Origin of the sequence: Actinoplanes sp. NPDC049598 (assembly GCF_040675435.1) — a bacterium.
In the GTDB taxonomy this organism is placed as follows: domain Bacteria; phylum Actinomycetota; class Actinomycetes; order Mycobacteriales; family Micromonosporaceae; genus Actinoplanes.
Genome location: NZ_JBFAOX010000023.1, coordinates 47506 through 61517, shown reverse-complemented (window position 1 = coordinate 61517; position 14012 = coordinate 47506). Strand labels below are relative to the sequence as shown.

The following is a 14012-nucleotide window of genomic DNA, read 5'->3' as shown; positions in this document are numbered from 1 at the left end:
GGGTTGGTCGTCCTTCCCCCTGACGGACGACGTACGGCGGCATCCGCTCCAACGGCGGTCCGGACCACTCGGGTGTCCGGTCGCCCCTCCGATGGCCCTGACCGGGAGCGCGGTCAGGGCCATCGGTCTGCCTGGGCAATCCCGGCGCCAGGTGGCACAGTGTTCCGGTGACTTCCGAAGTGACCCGCCGGCTGACCCTGCCGCCGCGCTACCACTTCGGCGCCACCCTGGGGCAGCTCGCGGTCCCGAAACACGACCCGTGCGCCCGTTTCGCCGCCGACGACCTCTGGCTGGCCGCCCGCACTCCTTCCGGCGCCGCGACGCTGCGGCTGAAACGCGAAAAATCCGAACTGGTGGCCACGGCCTACGGGCCCGGCGCCGAGTGGATCATCGAGCGCGCGGACGCCATCGCCGGCCTGCGGGACGATCTGAGCGACTTCGCCGAGCTCGTCGCCCATCACCCGCTGCTCGCGCGTCTGGCCAAGACCTTCGCGGGCGTACGGATGCCGGCCACCGGCCTCGTCTTCCCGCGGGTCCTGCGGGCCATCCTCGAGCAGAAGGTGACCGGAAAAGAGGCCCACCGCTCGTACCGGGCGATCTGCCGCACCCTCGGCGAGCCGGCGCCGGGCCCGGTCGACCTCGTGCTGCCGCCCGACCCGGCGGCGATCGCCGCCATGGCCTACTGGGAGTTCCACCCGTTCGGCGTCGAGCAGCGCCGCACCCAGGCCCTGCAGCGCGCCGCCCTGGTCGCGGCCCGGCTGGAGCTGTGCGCCGACTCGGCCGAGGCGACCCGCCGGCTGGTCGCCCTGCCCGGCATCGGCCCGTGGACCGCGGCCGAGGTGGTCCGCGTGGCCTACGGCGACGCCGACGCGGTCAGCGTCGGCGACTTCCACATTCCCAACACGGTCGCCTGGGCCCTCGCCGGCGAGGCCCGCGGCACCGACGAACGCATGCTGGAGCTGCTGGAGCCGTTCCGAGGCCACCGCGGCCGCGTCTGCGACCTCCTGGCCCACGGCGGCCTGGGCGCCCCGAAGTTCGGCCCCCGCATGCCCATCCGCTCCTTCGCCCGCTTCTAGGCCCCGCCGCATCGGCCCCGCCGGCCCACCTGCGCGCCGGCCCCGCCGGCCCATCTGCGCGCCGGCCCCGCCGGCCCATCTGCGCCGGCCCGCCCGCGGCAGCCCGCATCCGCCCACCCACGCCGGCCCGCCCGCATCGGCCCGTGCCGGCCCGCGCCGGCCCACCCGCGCCCGCATCGGCCCACCCACGCCGGCCCGCGCCGGCCCGCGCCGGCCCGCGCCGGCCCACATCGGCCCACCCACGCCGGCCCGCGCCGGCCCGCATCGGCCCACCCACGCCGGTCCGCGCCGGCCCACCCGCGCCCGCCCACACCATCCGGCCCACGGCGCGGGGTGGGCCGGGTGGCACGGCCGTGTCGTCAGGACCTATGCGTGCGCTGGCGGTTTACCTCGTAGAGGACGACTGTGGCGGCGGTTGCGGCGTTCAGGGAGCTGGCGGCGCCGGTGATCGGGATGCGGACCAGGGCGTCGGCGGCCTCGCGCCAGGCCGTGCTGAGGCCGGTGGTCTCGTTGCCGACCAGGACCACCCGGGGGCCGGTGAGGTCGTAGTCGGCGACGTCGACTGCGCCGTGCTCGTCGGTGCCGACGATCTGTACGGGGAGGCCGGCGTCCTGCAGGCGTGACACCCACTCCAGGACCTCGGCGTGGCCCTCCGCGCGGATCACCGGCAGCGCGAACAGCGAGCCGGTGCTGGCGCGGACTGCCTTGGGGTCATAGGGATCGGCGGCGTGCCCGGTGATGACGACGGCCGCCGCCCCGAACGCGTCGGCTGAGCGGATCAGGGTCCCGACGTTGCCCGGCGTCGACGGCCGGTCGAACACGACGACGAGAAGGTCATCATTGAAAGCCGGAAAATCGTAATTGTCCGGAATGCGGACGACGGCGATCAGCTCGGCGGACTCCTTGTCGGCGAGCTCGGTGAACAAGTCGGGCGCCATGGCCACCGGCCGGGCTCCGGAGCGGTCGAGCACACCGCGGGCCCAGGCCGACAAGGAATGGTCGTCCGGGTAAAGAAGGTCGCTGACGTCCCACCCGTGGTCGACCGCCAGCGTGATCGGCCGCACCCCGTGGACGAGGAACGCGCCGGCCCGATGGCGCTTCGTCCGATTGGTGAGGAGAGCCTGCCACTGCTGGAAGGCGGCATTCCGGGTAGTTACTCGCACGGCCGTCGACCCTACCCAACACCACACACGCCGGTCACAATCACTAGGCGAGGAGGTGGCCGCCATGCAAACTGACGGCGTGGCTTTCACCCTGACGATCGACTGCGGCGGCGGCGGCATCAAGGGGTCCGTCCTCGACGAGGCGGGCACGATGCGGGCGCAGCCGCTGCGCGTCCCGACTCCGTACCCGTTGCCGCCCGACCTCTTCGTGAAGACGTTGGTGCAGCTCGGGGAGCAGCTTCCGAGCGCCGACCGGGTCACCGTCGGCATGCCGGGCATGCTGCGGCACGGCGTCGTCGTGGCGACGCCGCACTACGTGACCCGCAGCGGCCCCCGGACCAGGGTCGATCCCGAGCTGGTGGAGGCGTGGAGCGGCTTCGACGCGCGGACGGCGCTGGCCGACGCGTTCGGCATGCCGACCCTGGTGCTCAACGACGCCGAGGTGCACGGGGCCGGCGTGGTCGCGGGCACCGGTTGTGAGCTGGTTCTGACGCTGGGCACCGGGCTCGGCTGCGCGCTGTTCGACGGCGGCAAGCTCGCCCCGCATCTGGAGATGTCGCAGGCGCCGGTGCGCTGGGGCATGTCCTACGACACGTACATCGGCGAGCACGAGCGCCGCCGCCTGGGTGACGCCCTCTGGTCGCGCCGGGTCCGCAACGTCATCGAGGGGCTGCGCCCGGTCTTCCTGTGGGACCGGGTCTATCTGGGCGGGGGCAACTCGCGCCTCATCACTCCCACCCAGCTGGCCCGGATGGGCGACGACGTCGTGGTGGTGCCGAACACCGCGGGCATTGTCGGGGGCGTGCGGGCCTGGACGTTGGGTACCGTTCGTTGATATGCGGCCGGCTGCGCTTCTCCTCGACTTCGGGGGCGTCCTGGCGGACGCGCCGCCGCAGCGCAGCGCTCCGCCCGGTCTCGTCCTGCGGATTTTCAATCTGACCCGGGGCGCGCTGTCGCCGGGGGAGATCCAGCGGTCGGTCACCCAGGGCGCGGCGGCGTACGCGGCGTGGCGGGACGAGGACTGGCCGGACGAGCTGACCCAGGCCGAGGTGTTCGAGCGCTTCATCCTGCCCGGCTGGCCGCCCGCGGCGCAGGTGCCGGTGCGCGGCGCCGTCCGCAAGCTGGCTTACGAGTGGGCCTGGCGGGACAACTGGGCGCTGCGCCCGGGGATCCCCGAGATGCTGGAGCACGCGGCCTCCGAGGAGATCCCGTTGGCCGTGGTCAGCAACTCGCTGGCCGGAGCCGCCCACCGGGATTTCCTCGACAAGGCGGGCATCGGCCGCTATTTCGCCGCGCAGATCTACAGCGACGAGGTGGGGGTGCGCAAGCCGAACCCGCAGATGATCTGGCACGCCACCGACGCGCTCGGGGTCCCGCCCGAAAAATGCTGGTATATCGGCGACACTCCGCGCCGGGACATCGAGTGCGCCCGCCGGGCCGGCGTCGAACGCGCCATCCTCATGCCGTCGCCGCGAACCCGATCGGAGCCGGGCGGTCCCACCGCGGACGACGTCGTCGAGGACGGTTTCGCCCTGATCAAGCGGATGCGGGGATAAACCTCAAGCTGTTGCGGGGATAAACCTCAAGCTGATGCGGGGATGAGCTGCCAGACCGTCGTCGGCCGCACCGGCACGCTCTCCAGCGACACCGGCACCGGCACGTCGTACGTCGCCCTTTTGGTCAATCCCGACGGGGGCAGGTAGGCCCGCCCCGGGTCGCCGATCAGCACCAGGCTGCCCCGCCCCGCCGCGCGCCGCAGGAACGGCAGCACCCGGGCCGCCATCTCCCGGCTGTAGAAGACGTCACCGGCCAGGACCACGCCGTACGCGTCGTTCGTGTCGAGCAGGTCCGCCTCGACGGTCCGTACGGCCACGTGGTTGGCCTCCGCGTTGACCTCGGCCGCGGCCAGCGAGTACGGATCCACGTCGTTGGCCGTCACCGGGTGGGCACCCGCCTGGGCCGCCGCCACCGCCACCAGCCCCGAGCCGGTGGCCAGGTCGAGCACGCTGCGCCCGCTGACCAGCTCGGGATGGTCGAGCACGTGCCGGGCCAGCGCCTGCCCGCCGGCCCAGGCGAAGGCCCAGAACGGCGGCGGCTGCTCGGACCCGGACTCCTCGGTCTTCTCCCAGAGCGCGATCGGCTCCTCCGCCTGGTACAGCGAGATCTCGGGCACGAAGGGGACGGGGGCCAGCACGGTGTTGCCGCGGATGAACTCGAGGAGCACCCCACGATTGTGCCGCTTTCGCTCAGGTGACCCCGGGCCGGGCCGATCAGGCTCGCCGCAGAACCGATCGCGGGAGTGGAGGCAGGAACAGGATGCCGGCACGCTGGGCCGCCGCTTTCGGGGGCTGGATGGCGCTTCTCGCTGTCCTTTTCGTGCTCGCGCCCGCCGAGGCGCAGGGGGCCCTGCGGCTGGTGGCCGGGCTCTCGGCCGTCGCCGCTCTCGCGTTCGGGGTCCGCCGGCATCAGCCGGCCGACAGCCTGCCGTGGCGGCTCCTGGGCATCGCGGTCGTCCTGTCCGCGGTCGGTGGCGCGGTCTACATGGCCCCGACCGGCCTGTCCACCGCCGGTGGAGTGCTGGCCCTGGCCGCCTATCCGGTGCTGGCCGGTGTCCTGCTCGTGCTGATCCGCCGGCGCACCGGCGGACTGCGGGACCGGGGCGCCCTGCTCGACTCGCTCACCCTGACCTCCGGGGTCGCGTTGCTGGCTTGGAGCTTCGTGCTCGGCCCGGACCTGGAGCAGGGCATCGCGAGCGGCGAGGTCGTGTTCCCGCTGGCCGACCTGATGCTCCTGGGCCTGCTGACCCGCCTGCTGACCACCGGCCGCCCGGTGGCCGCCGGGCGGATCCTCGGCGCGGGCCTGCTGCTCATGCTGGTCGGGGACGCGGGCTACCAGCTGGGCGTGGTCGGCGGCGTGGCCACCCTCGGCAATCTCGCCATGTTCACGGCGGTCGGCCTGGCCGCGCTGCACCCGTCGATGATCGAGCTGAGCCGGGCCGCCCCGGCCGCGGAGACCGAGCTGACCGGTCTGCGGCTGGCCCTGCTCGGCCTGGCCTCGATGGTGTCGCCCGCGGTGCTGCTGGTGCGGATGTTCCGCGACGGCGCGGCGCCCGATCTGACCGTGGTGGCGGTTCTCAGCGCGGTCACGTTCCTGCTCGTGCTGGTCCGGATGGCCGGCATCATGGCCAGCCACCGCCTCGCCCTGGCCCGGGAGCGTGCTTTGCGTCAAGCCTCGGCCGCTCTGGTCTCGGCCAATGCCACGGACGAGGTCAACGCCGCCGTACGCGTCGCGGTCGCCCAGCTGCTGCCCCCGGACACCCCGCACGGGGTCGTGCTGGCCCTGGCCGTCGCGGAGAGCGAGACCGACCGGGCCGCCGGCACCGCGGCCCGGATGGTGCCGACCCGCGACGTCGACTGGGCCGTCGCCGTGCGGCTCACCCACTTCAGCATGACCCTGCGCAGCCCGATGGTCCTGCGGGACCGCCCGGCCGGGGCGTCGCTGCTCGGCGTGCTGCATGTCGGCGCCCCCACCCCCCTGCTGCCCGGCCTGCTGCGCGCGGTCGAGGTGCTGGCCGGGCAGGCCGCGCTCGCCCTGGAGCGGATCGAGCTCAGCCACGAGGTGATCCGCCGCAACAGCGAGACCTACTTCCGTACGCTCGTGCAGAACACCTCCGACGTCATCCTCATCGTCGACGAGGACGACCGGATCCGGTATGCGAGCCCGTCGGCCGCGACCGTGCTCGGCGCCGACCCGATCGGCACGCTGCTGCCCGGCGTGATCCACCCCGGCGACCGCGGCCGGCTGGCCGAGGTGCTCGCCGCCATCCGGGCCGGCGACGCGATGCAGGAGGGTCTCGACTTCCGGGCCGTCGGCCACGGCCGGGCCGAGGTGCTGCTCGAGATGCATTCGCAGGATCTGCGCACCGACCCCACCGTGGCCGGGCTCGTGGTGACCTTGCGCGACGTGACCGAGCGCCGGCGCCTCGAGCAGGAGCTGATCCATCAGGCGTTCCACGACTCGATGACCGGGCTCGCGAACCGGGTGCTGTTCCACGACCGGCTCGGGCACGCCCTGCACCGCGGCGCCCGTGACGGCTCGGTCGTGGGCGTGCTCTTCATCGACCTGGACGACTTCAAGAAGGTCAACGACACGCTCGGGCACGCCGTCGGCGACCAGCTGCTGATCACCGTGGCGCACCGGATCGCGGGCGCGCTGCGGGCCGACGACACGGCGGCCCGTCTCGGCGGCGACGAGTTCGCCGCGCTGGTCGAGAACGTGCAGGACCCGGGCGCGGTCGAGGAGACCGCCCAGCGGATCCTGACCGCGCTGGCCGAGCCGGTGCCGCTCGACGACGGCACGACCATCATGGCCGTGGCCAGCATCGGTATCACCACCACGCCGGAGGCCGACACCGCCGACGAGCTGCTGCGCCAGGCCGACCTGGCCCTGTACGTGGCCAAGGGCGCCGGCAAGAACCAGTGGCGGCGCTACCAGGCCGACCTGCACGGCGCGATGGTCGAGCGGCTCGAGTTGCGGTCGGCCCTGGACCACGCCGCGCGGGAAGGGCACTTCCTGCTCGCGTACCAGCCGATTGTCGATCTTGGGACGGACGAGCCGGTCGGCTATGAGGCGCTCGTGCGCTGGCACCACCCGTCGCGGGGGGTCGTGCAGCCGGCCGAGTTCATCGAGGTGGCCGAGGAGAGCGGCCTGATCGTGCCGATGGGCCGCTGGGTGCTGGAACAGGCCCTGCACACGGCCGCCCAGTGGCGGCGCATGCTGCCCCGCTCGCGCCAGCCCTACGTCAGCGTGAACGTCTCCGTCCGCCAGTTCCGCGAGGCCGGCTTCGTCGACGAGATCAAGCAGGCCCTGGCCCGGGCGGCTGTCCCGCCGCACGCGCTCATGCTCGAGCTCGGCGAGACCGCGCTGGCGCCGGAGAACGAGTGGGTCCGTCCTCTGCTGCAGGAGCTGCGGGACTTCGGCGTGCGGATCGCCATCGACTACTTCGGGGCCGGTCCGGAAGGCTTCCCGCTGGACGTGGTGAAGATCGACAAGACGGCCATCGACGGCATCGCCCAGAGCCAGGAGCAACTGGCGGCGGTGCAGGGCATGGTCGCCCGTTCCCGCCAGTACGGCCTGACCGTCATCGCCGAGGGCATCGAGAGCACCACCCACCGCGACCTGCTGGCCTGGCTGGGCTGCCCGCTCGGCCAGGGCTATCTCTTCTCCAGCCCGGTCGACGGCACCGAGGCCCTGAGCCAGATGACCGACCGCCTCCCACTGGTCGCCTAGTACGGGTTACCCGTGCCAGGCAGCCTTCCGCGCAGCAGGCCGCCGAGCCGGCCGGGCAGAGCCGGGTCGGCCGACAGCGGCGGGCCGTCGCCGTGGGCGCGGTCGGCCATGCCGGCGATCAGCTCCCGCAGGGCCTCGACGGCGTCCCGGGTGGGGCGCCAGCCCAGCTCGGTGGCGGCGCGGTCGCAGGACATCAGCGGGGCCTTGAGGGCGAGCCGGACCCAGCCCGCGTCGATCGGCTGCAGGCGCAGCCACCACGACAGGGCGGCGGCGCTGGTCAGGGCGGCGCCCGGCACGGGGACCCGTACGCCGTGGAAGGCCTTGGCCGCCACCTTCGGGTCGAGGACGGGCCCGGCGGCGATGTTGAAGGCGCCGTGCACGTCCGACATGGCGGCGCGGGCGTAGGCGTCGGCCACGTCGTCCGCGTGCACAGCCTGCATCCGCAGCGCCGGATGGGCCGGCACGACCGGGATCCACTGCGGCCTCAGCAGCCGCGCCGGCAACAGCGGCCCCGCGAAGTACCGGGCGATCTCCGTGCCGACCGCGCGCTGGAAGATCAGGCCGGGACGCAGCCGGACCACACGCAGCGTCGGATGTTCCGTCTCGACGGCGTCGAGCATTCGCTCGACCTGAGCCTTGTGCCGGCTGTACGAGGACTCGAGCACCCCGGCCCGGGCCCAGTTCTCCCGCACGTAGGCGTCCTTCGGTCCCGGCGAGTAGACGCCGACCGACGACGCGTGCACCAGGGCCCGCGCCCCCGACCGCAGCACGGCCCGGGCCACCGCCCGGCTGCCGAGCACGTTCGTCCGGTACAGCAGGTTCTGGTCGTGGCTGGGCTGGATCTGCCAGGCCAGGTGGACCACCGCGTCGGCCCCGGTGAAGATCTCGGTGAGGCGTTCGGTGGCGTCCTCGGCCCCGATGTCGACGGAGTGCCAGCTCGCGTTCGCGTACACCCCGGCCGGGTCCGGCAGCCGCCGGGCGACCCCGGCCACCTCGACATCGGACTCCGAGGCCAGACGGCGCAGGAGGGCGGTTCCGGCGTTGCCGGTGGCTCCGACGATGACGACTCGCATGTCCCTGGCGGTACCCGAGCGACGGCGATTGAATCACGACCCCGGGGGTACGAGGCCGCCATGAACCTCGTCGTGAACGGCGCCGAGCACGAGCTCGACGTGGACCCGCGCACCACCCTGCTGGACGCGCTGCGCGAGCACATCGGCCTGACCGGCGCCAAGAAGGGCTGTGATCACGGCCAGTGCGGCGCCTGCACGGTCCTGCTGGACGGCCGCCGCGTGAACAGCTGCCTGATCCTGGCCATCACCCAGCAGGACGCCCGGATCACCACGATCGAGGGCCTCGATCATCCGGTGCAGCGGGAGTTTCAGGCCCACGACGGCTTCCAGTGCGGCTACTGCACGCCGGGCCAGATCTGCTCCGCCGTCGGCATGCTGGACGAGGTCGACAAGGGCTGGCCGAGCGCGGTCACCGAGGACGGTGAGGACCTGCTCAGCGAGGCCGAGGTCCGGGAGCGGATGAGCGGCAACCTGTGCCGCTGCGGCGCCTACGCGAACATGGTCCCGGCCATCCGAGAGGCGGCCGCGCAGTGAAGACCTTCACCTACCGCACCGCGACCGACGTCGCGGCCGGTCTCGAGCCGGGCGCGACCTTCCTGGCCGGCGGCACCAACCTGGTCGACCTGATGAAACTCGGCGTGGCCACCCCGGACGTGCTGGTCGACGTGACCCGGCTCGGGCTCGACGAGGTGACCGAGCGGCCCGAAGGCGGGCTGCGGATCGGCGCCGGCGTCCGCAACAGCGACCTGGCCGCCCACCCGCTCGTCCGCCGTGATTACCCGGTGCTGAGCCAGGCGCTGCTCGCGGGCGCGTCCGGTCAGCTCCGCAACATGGCCACCACCGGCGGGAACCTGCTGCAGCGGACCCGGTGCCGCTACTTCATGGACGCCACCAAGCCGTGCAACAAGCACGCGCCCGGCACCGGCTGCCCGGCCCGCGAGGGCGACCACCGCAATCTGGCCATCCTGGGCGGCTCCGAGCACTGCATCGCCACCCACCCGTCGGACATGGCGGTCGCCCTGGTCGCGCTCGAGGCCGTGGTCAACACGTCGCAGCGCGCCATCCCGGTCAGCGACCTGTATCGGCTGCCGGGCGACGACCCGTCCCGCGACACGATCCTCGAGCACGGCGAGCTGATCACGTCAGTGGATCTTCCTGTGGTGCCTGCAAGATCAACTTATCGGAAGGTACGCGACCGGGCCTCATACGCCTTCGCTGTGGCCTCCGTCGCCGCCGTGGCGCAGGTCGCGGACGGCACGGTGACCGACATCCGGCTCGCGCTGGGCGCGGTCGCGCACAAGCCGTGGCGGGCGCTGACCGCCGAGCAGGCGCTGCGCGGCCGGCCCGCCACCCGGGAGAACTTCCTGGCCGCGGCCGACGCCGAGCTGGCCGCGGCGAAACCGTTGAGGGACAACGCGTTCAAGGTCCCGCTCGTACGCAACCTGATCGCCTCCGTGCTGGAAGGGCTCACCTCATGACCGCCGTCGGGCAGCCGCTGCAGCGTCTCGAAGGGCCGGACAAGGTCACCGGGGCCGCGAAATACGCCGCCGAGTACGAGGTCGGCGACGATATCGCGTACGCCTGGGTCGTGCAGTCACCCGTGCCCCGCGGCCGCCTCGTCGACGTCCGGGTCGACCCGCTGGTCGAGGCCGACGCCATGCTGTCGGTGCTCTGGCACGGCAACGCGCCCCGGCTCGAACCGGTCGACGACCCGGAGCTGGCCGTCCTGCAGTCCGACCGGATCAGCTACCGCGGGCAGGCCGTCGCGCTGGTCGTGGCCCGCACCCTCGAAGCGGCCCGGCGCGGCGCCCAGGAAGTCGTCCTGGAGATCGAGCAGGAGCCGCACGACTCGGTCCTGCGCGCGGACCACCCTTCCCTGTACACGCCCGAGGTGGTGAACCCGGCCTTCCCGGCCGAGACCTCCGCCGGTGACGTGTCGGCCGAGGCGGCGGTGACCGTCGACGTCACCTACACGACGCCGGCCCTGCACAACAACCCGATGGAGCCGCACGCCACGACCGCCCTGTGGTCCGGCGACGACCTCGTCCTCTACGACTCCAACCAGCACCCGGCCGGCATCGCGGCCACCGTCGGCCAGCTGTTCGGCCTCGCCCCCGAACAGGTGCACGTGGTCACCGAACACGTCGGCGGCGGCTTCGGCTCCAAAGGCTCGGCCCGCCCCAACGCCGTGCTGGCCGCGATGGCGGCCAAGGTGACCGGCCACCCGGTGCGGCTCGCGCTGCCCCGGCAGGCGCTGTTCAGCATGGTCGGCCACCGCACCCCGACCATCCAGCGGCTCCGCCTGAGCGCCACACCCGAGGGCGAGCTCGTCACCATCGACCACGAGGCCATCTCGCACACCTCCCAGCTGTTCGAGTTCGCCGAGCAGACCGCGGTGTCGACCCGGCACATGTACGCCGCGCCCAACCGCAAGACCGGGCACCGGCTGGCCCGGCTGGACGTGCCCACGCCCCGCTGGATGCGCGCGCCCGGCGAGGCCCCCGGCATGGCCGCCCTCGAATGCGCGATGGACGAGCTGGCCGTGGCCCTCGACATGGACCCGATCGAGCTGCGCGTGCGCAACGAGCCCACGGTCGACCCCGACTCGGGCAAGCCGTTCAGCTCCCGCCACTACGTCGAATGCCTGCGCCGCGGCGCCGACCGCTTCGGCTGGGCCAGCCGCAACCCCCGCCCCCGCCAGCGCCGCGAGGGCGACTGGTGGATCGGCACGGGCGTGGCCGGCGCGACCTACCCGACCATGGCCCAGCCGTCCACGGCCCGCGTCCGCAACCTGGGGGACTCGTTCGAAGTGGCGATCGCGGCGGCCGACATCGGCACCGGCGCCCGCACCATCCTCACCCAGATCGCGGCCGACGAACTCGGCGTGCCGGTCGACCAGGTCCGCATCCGGATCGGCGACAGCACACTGCCCCGCGCCTCGGTGGCCGGCGGCTCGTCCGGCAGCGCCTCCTGGGGGTGGGCGATCACCGGCGCCTGCCGGGAGCTCCGCGAGACCGGCAAGCCCGAGGTGACGTACGACAGCTCCGAGATCGTCTCCGGCCAGGAGAAAGAAGGAAAGCACGCCTTCGGCGCCCACTTCGCGGAGGTACGCGTCGACGCCGTGACCGGCGAGGTGCGCGTCTCGCGGCTCTTCGGGATGTACGCGTGCGGGCGCATCCTCAACCCGCGCACCGCCCGCAGCCAGTTCATCGGCGGCATGGTCATGGGCATGGGCATGGCCCTGTTCGAGGAGGGCGTGCTCGACCCCGCCACGGGCGACTGGGTCAACCACGACCTCGCCGAATACCACATCCCGGCCCACGCCGACGTCGAGTCGATCGAGGCCGAATGGCTGGACGAGGAGGACGGCGAGGTCAACCCGATGGGCAGCAAGGGCATCGGCGAGATCGGCATCGTCGGCTCCCCGGCCGCCATCCTCAACGCCATCTGGCACGCCACCGGCGTCCGCATCCGCGACTTCCCGGCCCGCCTGGACAAGATCCTCCCGGGCCTCTGACTTCAAGGCTGCTGGCCCTCCTGTGGGCCCGCCCTCTGTGGGCCCGGCCTTCTTGCGGGCCCGGCCCTCTTGCGGGCCCGGCCCTTCTGTGGGCCGGGCCCTTCTGTGGGCCGGGCCCTTCTGTGGGCCGGGCCCTTCTGTGGGCCGGGCCCTTCTGTGGGCCGGGCCCTCCTGTGGGCCGGGCCCTCCTGCGGCCGGCTGCCCTGGCCGGAGATTTTGCGCGGGCGGCGGCGCTGGGGCCTGTGGCCTCACGGGTCTTTCGGGGCAGCTCGCTCTGGGTGGCCCTTCCACCTGGTCAGCGGGCCGGCCAGCGCTTTCCGCGGGCGATGACGGCCAGGGGCTTGTCGAGTCGACTGAGGTCGGCGCGGGGATCGCCGTCGAAGACGACCGCGTCGGCCGGGGCGCCGTCGACCAGGCCGGGGAGACCCAGGTAGGTGCGGGCGGTCCAGGAGGCGGCGGCGATCGCCTGGTGGGCGGAGACGCCGGCGGCGACCATGGCGCGTACCTCCTGGGTGATGCCGCCGTGCGGGCGCGAGTCGGTGCCGGCCAGGACGGTGACGCCGGCCTCGACGGCGGCGGCGGTCAGGCGGCCGTGGGCGCTGGCCCCGGGCACGTACCAGCTCTTGGCGGCCCGCTCCGGATCGGCCAGAATCTTCTCCAGACTGGCCGTGATCACCGAGAGCGTCGGGGTCAGCGCGATGCCTTTCTCGGCCATCCGCGGCAGCAGGCCCGGGTCGAGGCCCATGCCGTGCTCGATGGAGTCCACACCGGCCTCGACCGCGATCTCACCGCCATCGGTCTGCTGCGAGTGGACCGCCAGCCGGCCACCCACCGCATGCACCCTCGTGACCGCCTCCCGCAGAATCTCGACGGGCAGGACCTCGCCCACCTTCCAATCCAGAATGATCTTGGCCCACCCGGTGCGCCCGGCCTGCTCGGCCGCGACTGCCGGCAACTCGCCCAGTTCGGGCCGGCGCCCCCAGCCGTCGAAGAATTGCCCCTGCTGAGCAATCCACGGCCCGGCGTGAACCGCCCGCGGGCTACCGTCATCCCGGCCGAACCACTCGGGCGGATCCCCAGCCAGCCCGGGCGAGCGGATCAGCGTGACCCCGGCATCAAGGTGGGCCCGAAGATCACCCCGCAGAACGTCCTCATCGAGCGGCTGCCCAAGCACCTCCGCCCCCGGATGCGTATGCGCGTCGACCAGCCCCGGCAGAATCCACCCCTCGGCCACCAACTCGGCCCCGCCCACCGGATCAGTCGTCCACCGATCCCCATCGGCATAGAGATCGATCGGCTCCCCTTCGGGAAGCGCATAACCCCGAATCCGCAGCACCGCCACCAAACCACCCGCCCCGCCTAGCTCGAACCGTCCATGATGCTCGGTGCCACCCCACCTCCGCTGCCCCGCGCTCGCGGAGCCCCGCCCTCATCCCCACTTGGCGTGGCCGTCCTGCTGGGCGTGGCCGTCCGGCTGGGCGTGGCCGTCCTACTCGGCGTAGGCGTCCCGCTCGGCGTGGCCGTCCGGCTTTCGATGGCCACCTCACTTGGTATGGCCTCCCGGGCGGCAATCCCGCTTCCAAGCGGCAATCCCGCTTCCAAGCGGCAATCCCGCTTCCAAGCGGCAATCCCGCTTCCGGGCCGCAATCCTGCCCGGGCCGCAATCCTGCCCGGGCCGCAATCCTGCCCGGCCGGAACTCCGCCTCGAGGCCACCATCCCCGCTTGCCGACGTGACGCTGCGGCCCTCATCGCCGACCAGCGCCGCCGCCCAGGCCTTTACGCCGCGGCCAACCTCCACTCCGTCCGCGCTCGGCCGCCGCTGGCATTACTGATGGGGGTGGGAGAAGGTCGCGGGCAGTGCTGGTGGGGCGGGCAGGCCGCGAGGGTTGCGGG

The 14012-nt window shown here is 73.0% G+C and carries 11 protein-coding genes; 7 read left to right on the top strand and 4 right to left on the bottom strand.

Annotated features, from left to right (window positions below):
* Nucleotides 1-191 precede the first annotated feature (191 nt).
* Nucleotides 192-1076, top strand: coding sequence for a DNA-3-methyladenine glycosylase 2 family protein (locus AB0J66_RS37580; protein WP_364671700.1), 885 nt, complete (start codon nucleotides 192-194; stop codon nucleotides 1074-1076).
* 359 nt (nucleotides 1077-1435) lie between these two features.
* Here AB0J66_RS37580 and AB0J66_RS37575 read toward each other — a convergent pair whose 3' ends face one another.
* Complete coding sequence (locus AB0J66_RS37575) at nucleotides 1436-2239, bottom strand: TrmH family RNA methyltransferase (protein WP_364671447.1); 804 nt, start codon at nucleotides 2237-2239, stop codon at nucleotides 1436-1438.
* A 79-nt stretch (nucleotides 2240-2318) separates the two neighbouring features.
* Between AB0J66_RS37575 and AB0J66_RS37570 the strand changes: the two genes are divergently transcribed.
* Together AB0J66_RS37570 and AB0J66_RS37565 are read left to right on the top strand one after the other, a co-directional pair.
* Nucleotides 2319-3074 (top strand): ROK family protein, encoded by a 756-nt coding sequence (locus AB0J66_RS37570; protein WP_364671444.1) that lies wholly within the window; start codon nucleotides 2319-2321, stop codon nucleotides 3072-3074.
* 1 nt (nucleotide 3075) lies between these two features.
* Nucleotides 3076-3795, top strand: a complete 720-nt coding sequence (locus AB0J66_RS37565; RefSeq protein ID WP_364671441.1) for an HAD family hydrolase — start codon at nucleotides 3076-3078, stop codon at nucleotides 3793-3795.
* 26 nt (nucleotides 3796-3821) lie between these two features.
* On the opposite strand, the gene AB0J66_RS37560 is transcribed toward AB0J66_RS37565, so the two are convergent.
* Entirely contained in the window at nucleotides 3822-4463 is a 642-nt protein-coding gene (locus tag AB0J66_RS37560) for a 50S ribosomal protein L11 methyltransferase (RefSeq protein ID WP_364671439.1), read from the bottom strand.
* A 92-nt stretch (nucleotides 4464-4555) separates the two neighbouring features.
* Between AB0J66_RS37560 and AB0J66_RS37555 the strand changes: the two genes are divergently transcribed.
* Nucleotides 4556-7528: an EAL domain-containing protein gene (locus tag AB0J66_RS37555; protein ID WP_364671436.1), complete on the top strand. Its 2973-nt coding sequence runs from the start codon at nucleotides 4556-4558 to the stop codon at nucleotides 7526-7528.
* Here AB0J66_RS37555 and AB0J66_RS37550 read toward each other — a convergent pair.
* On the bottom strand, nucleotides 7525-8601 hold the full coding sequence (locus AB0J66_RS37550; protein ID WP_364671433.1) for an NAD-dependent epimerase/dehydratase family protein: 1077 nt from the start codon (nucleotides 8599-8601) through the stop codon (nucleotides 7525-7527). The genes AB0J66_RS37555 and AB0J66_RS37550 overlap by 4 nt on opposite strands.
* A 60-nt stretch (nucleotides 8602-8661) precedes the next feature.
* On the opposite strand from AB0J66_RS37550, the gene AB0J66_RS37545 reads away from it, so the two are divergent.
* The 3 genes from AB0J66_RS37545 to AB0J66_RS37535 are packed head-to-tail and all read left to right on the top strand — an operon-like array spanning nucleotide 8662 to nucleotide 12118.
* Nucleotides 8662-9135 (top strand): 2Fe-2S iron-sulfur cluster-binding protein, encoded by a 474-nt coding sequence (locus AB0J66_RS37545; protein WP_364671431.1) that lies wholly within the window; start codon nucleotides 8662-8664, stop codon nucleotides 9133-9135.
* Nucleotides 9132-10079: a xanthine dehydrogenase family protein subunit M gene (locus tag AB0J66_RS37540; protein WP_364671429.1), complete on the top strand. Its 948-nt coding sequence runs from the start codon at nucleotides 9132-9134 to the stop codon at nucleotides 10077-10079. The genes AB0J66_RS37545 and AB0J66_RS37540 overlap by 4 nt, the downstream gene beginning before the upstream one ends.
* On the top strand, nucleotides 10076-12118 hold the full coding sequence (locus AB0J66_RS37535) for a xanthine dehydrogenase family protein molybdopterin-binding subunit (RefSeq protein WP_364671426.1): 2043 nt from the start codon (nucleotides 10076-10078) through the stop codon (nucleotides 12116-12118). The genes AB0J66_RS37540 and AB0J66_RS37535 overlap by 4 nt, the downstream gene beginning before the upstream one ends.
* Nucleotides 12119-12413: 295 nt before the next feature.
* Here the strand turns inward: AB0J66_RS37535 and AB0J66_RS37530 are convergent, their stop codons facing one another.
* A complete protein-coding gene (locus AB0J66_RS37530) occupies nucleotides 12414-13460 on the bottom strand; it encodes an amidohydrolase family protein (RefSeq protein ID WP_364671424.1) in 1047 nt (348 codons plus the stop codon).
* Nucleotides 13461-14012: the final 552 nt, after the last annotated feature.

Excerpts from the sequence above, each read along its gene's own strand:
- AB0J66_RS37565 (WP_364671441.1), top strand. The coding sequence starts at position 3,076 with ATGCGGCCGGCTGCGCTTCTCCTCGACTTCGGGGGCGTCCTGGCGGAC.
- AB0J66_RS37555 (WP_364671436.1), top strand. The coding sequence starts at position 4,556 with ATGCCGGCACGCTGGGCCGCCGCTTTCGGGGGCTGGATGGCGCTTCTC.
- AB0J66_RS37550 (WP_364671433.1), bottom strand. The coding sequence starts at position 8,601 with ATGCGAGTCGTCATCGTCGGAGCCACCGGCAACGCCGGAACCGCCCTC.
- AB0J66_RS37545 (WP_364671431.1), top strand. The coding sequence starts at position 8,662 with ATGAACCTCGTCGTGAACGGCGCCGAGCACGAGCTCGACGTGGACCCG.
- AB0J66_RS37535 (WP_364671426.1), top strand. The coding sequence starts at position 10,076 with ATGACCGCCGTCGGGCAGCCGCTGCAGCGTCTCGAAGGGCCGGACAAG.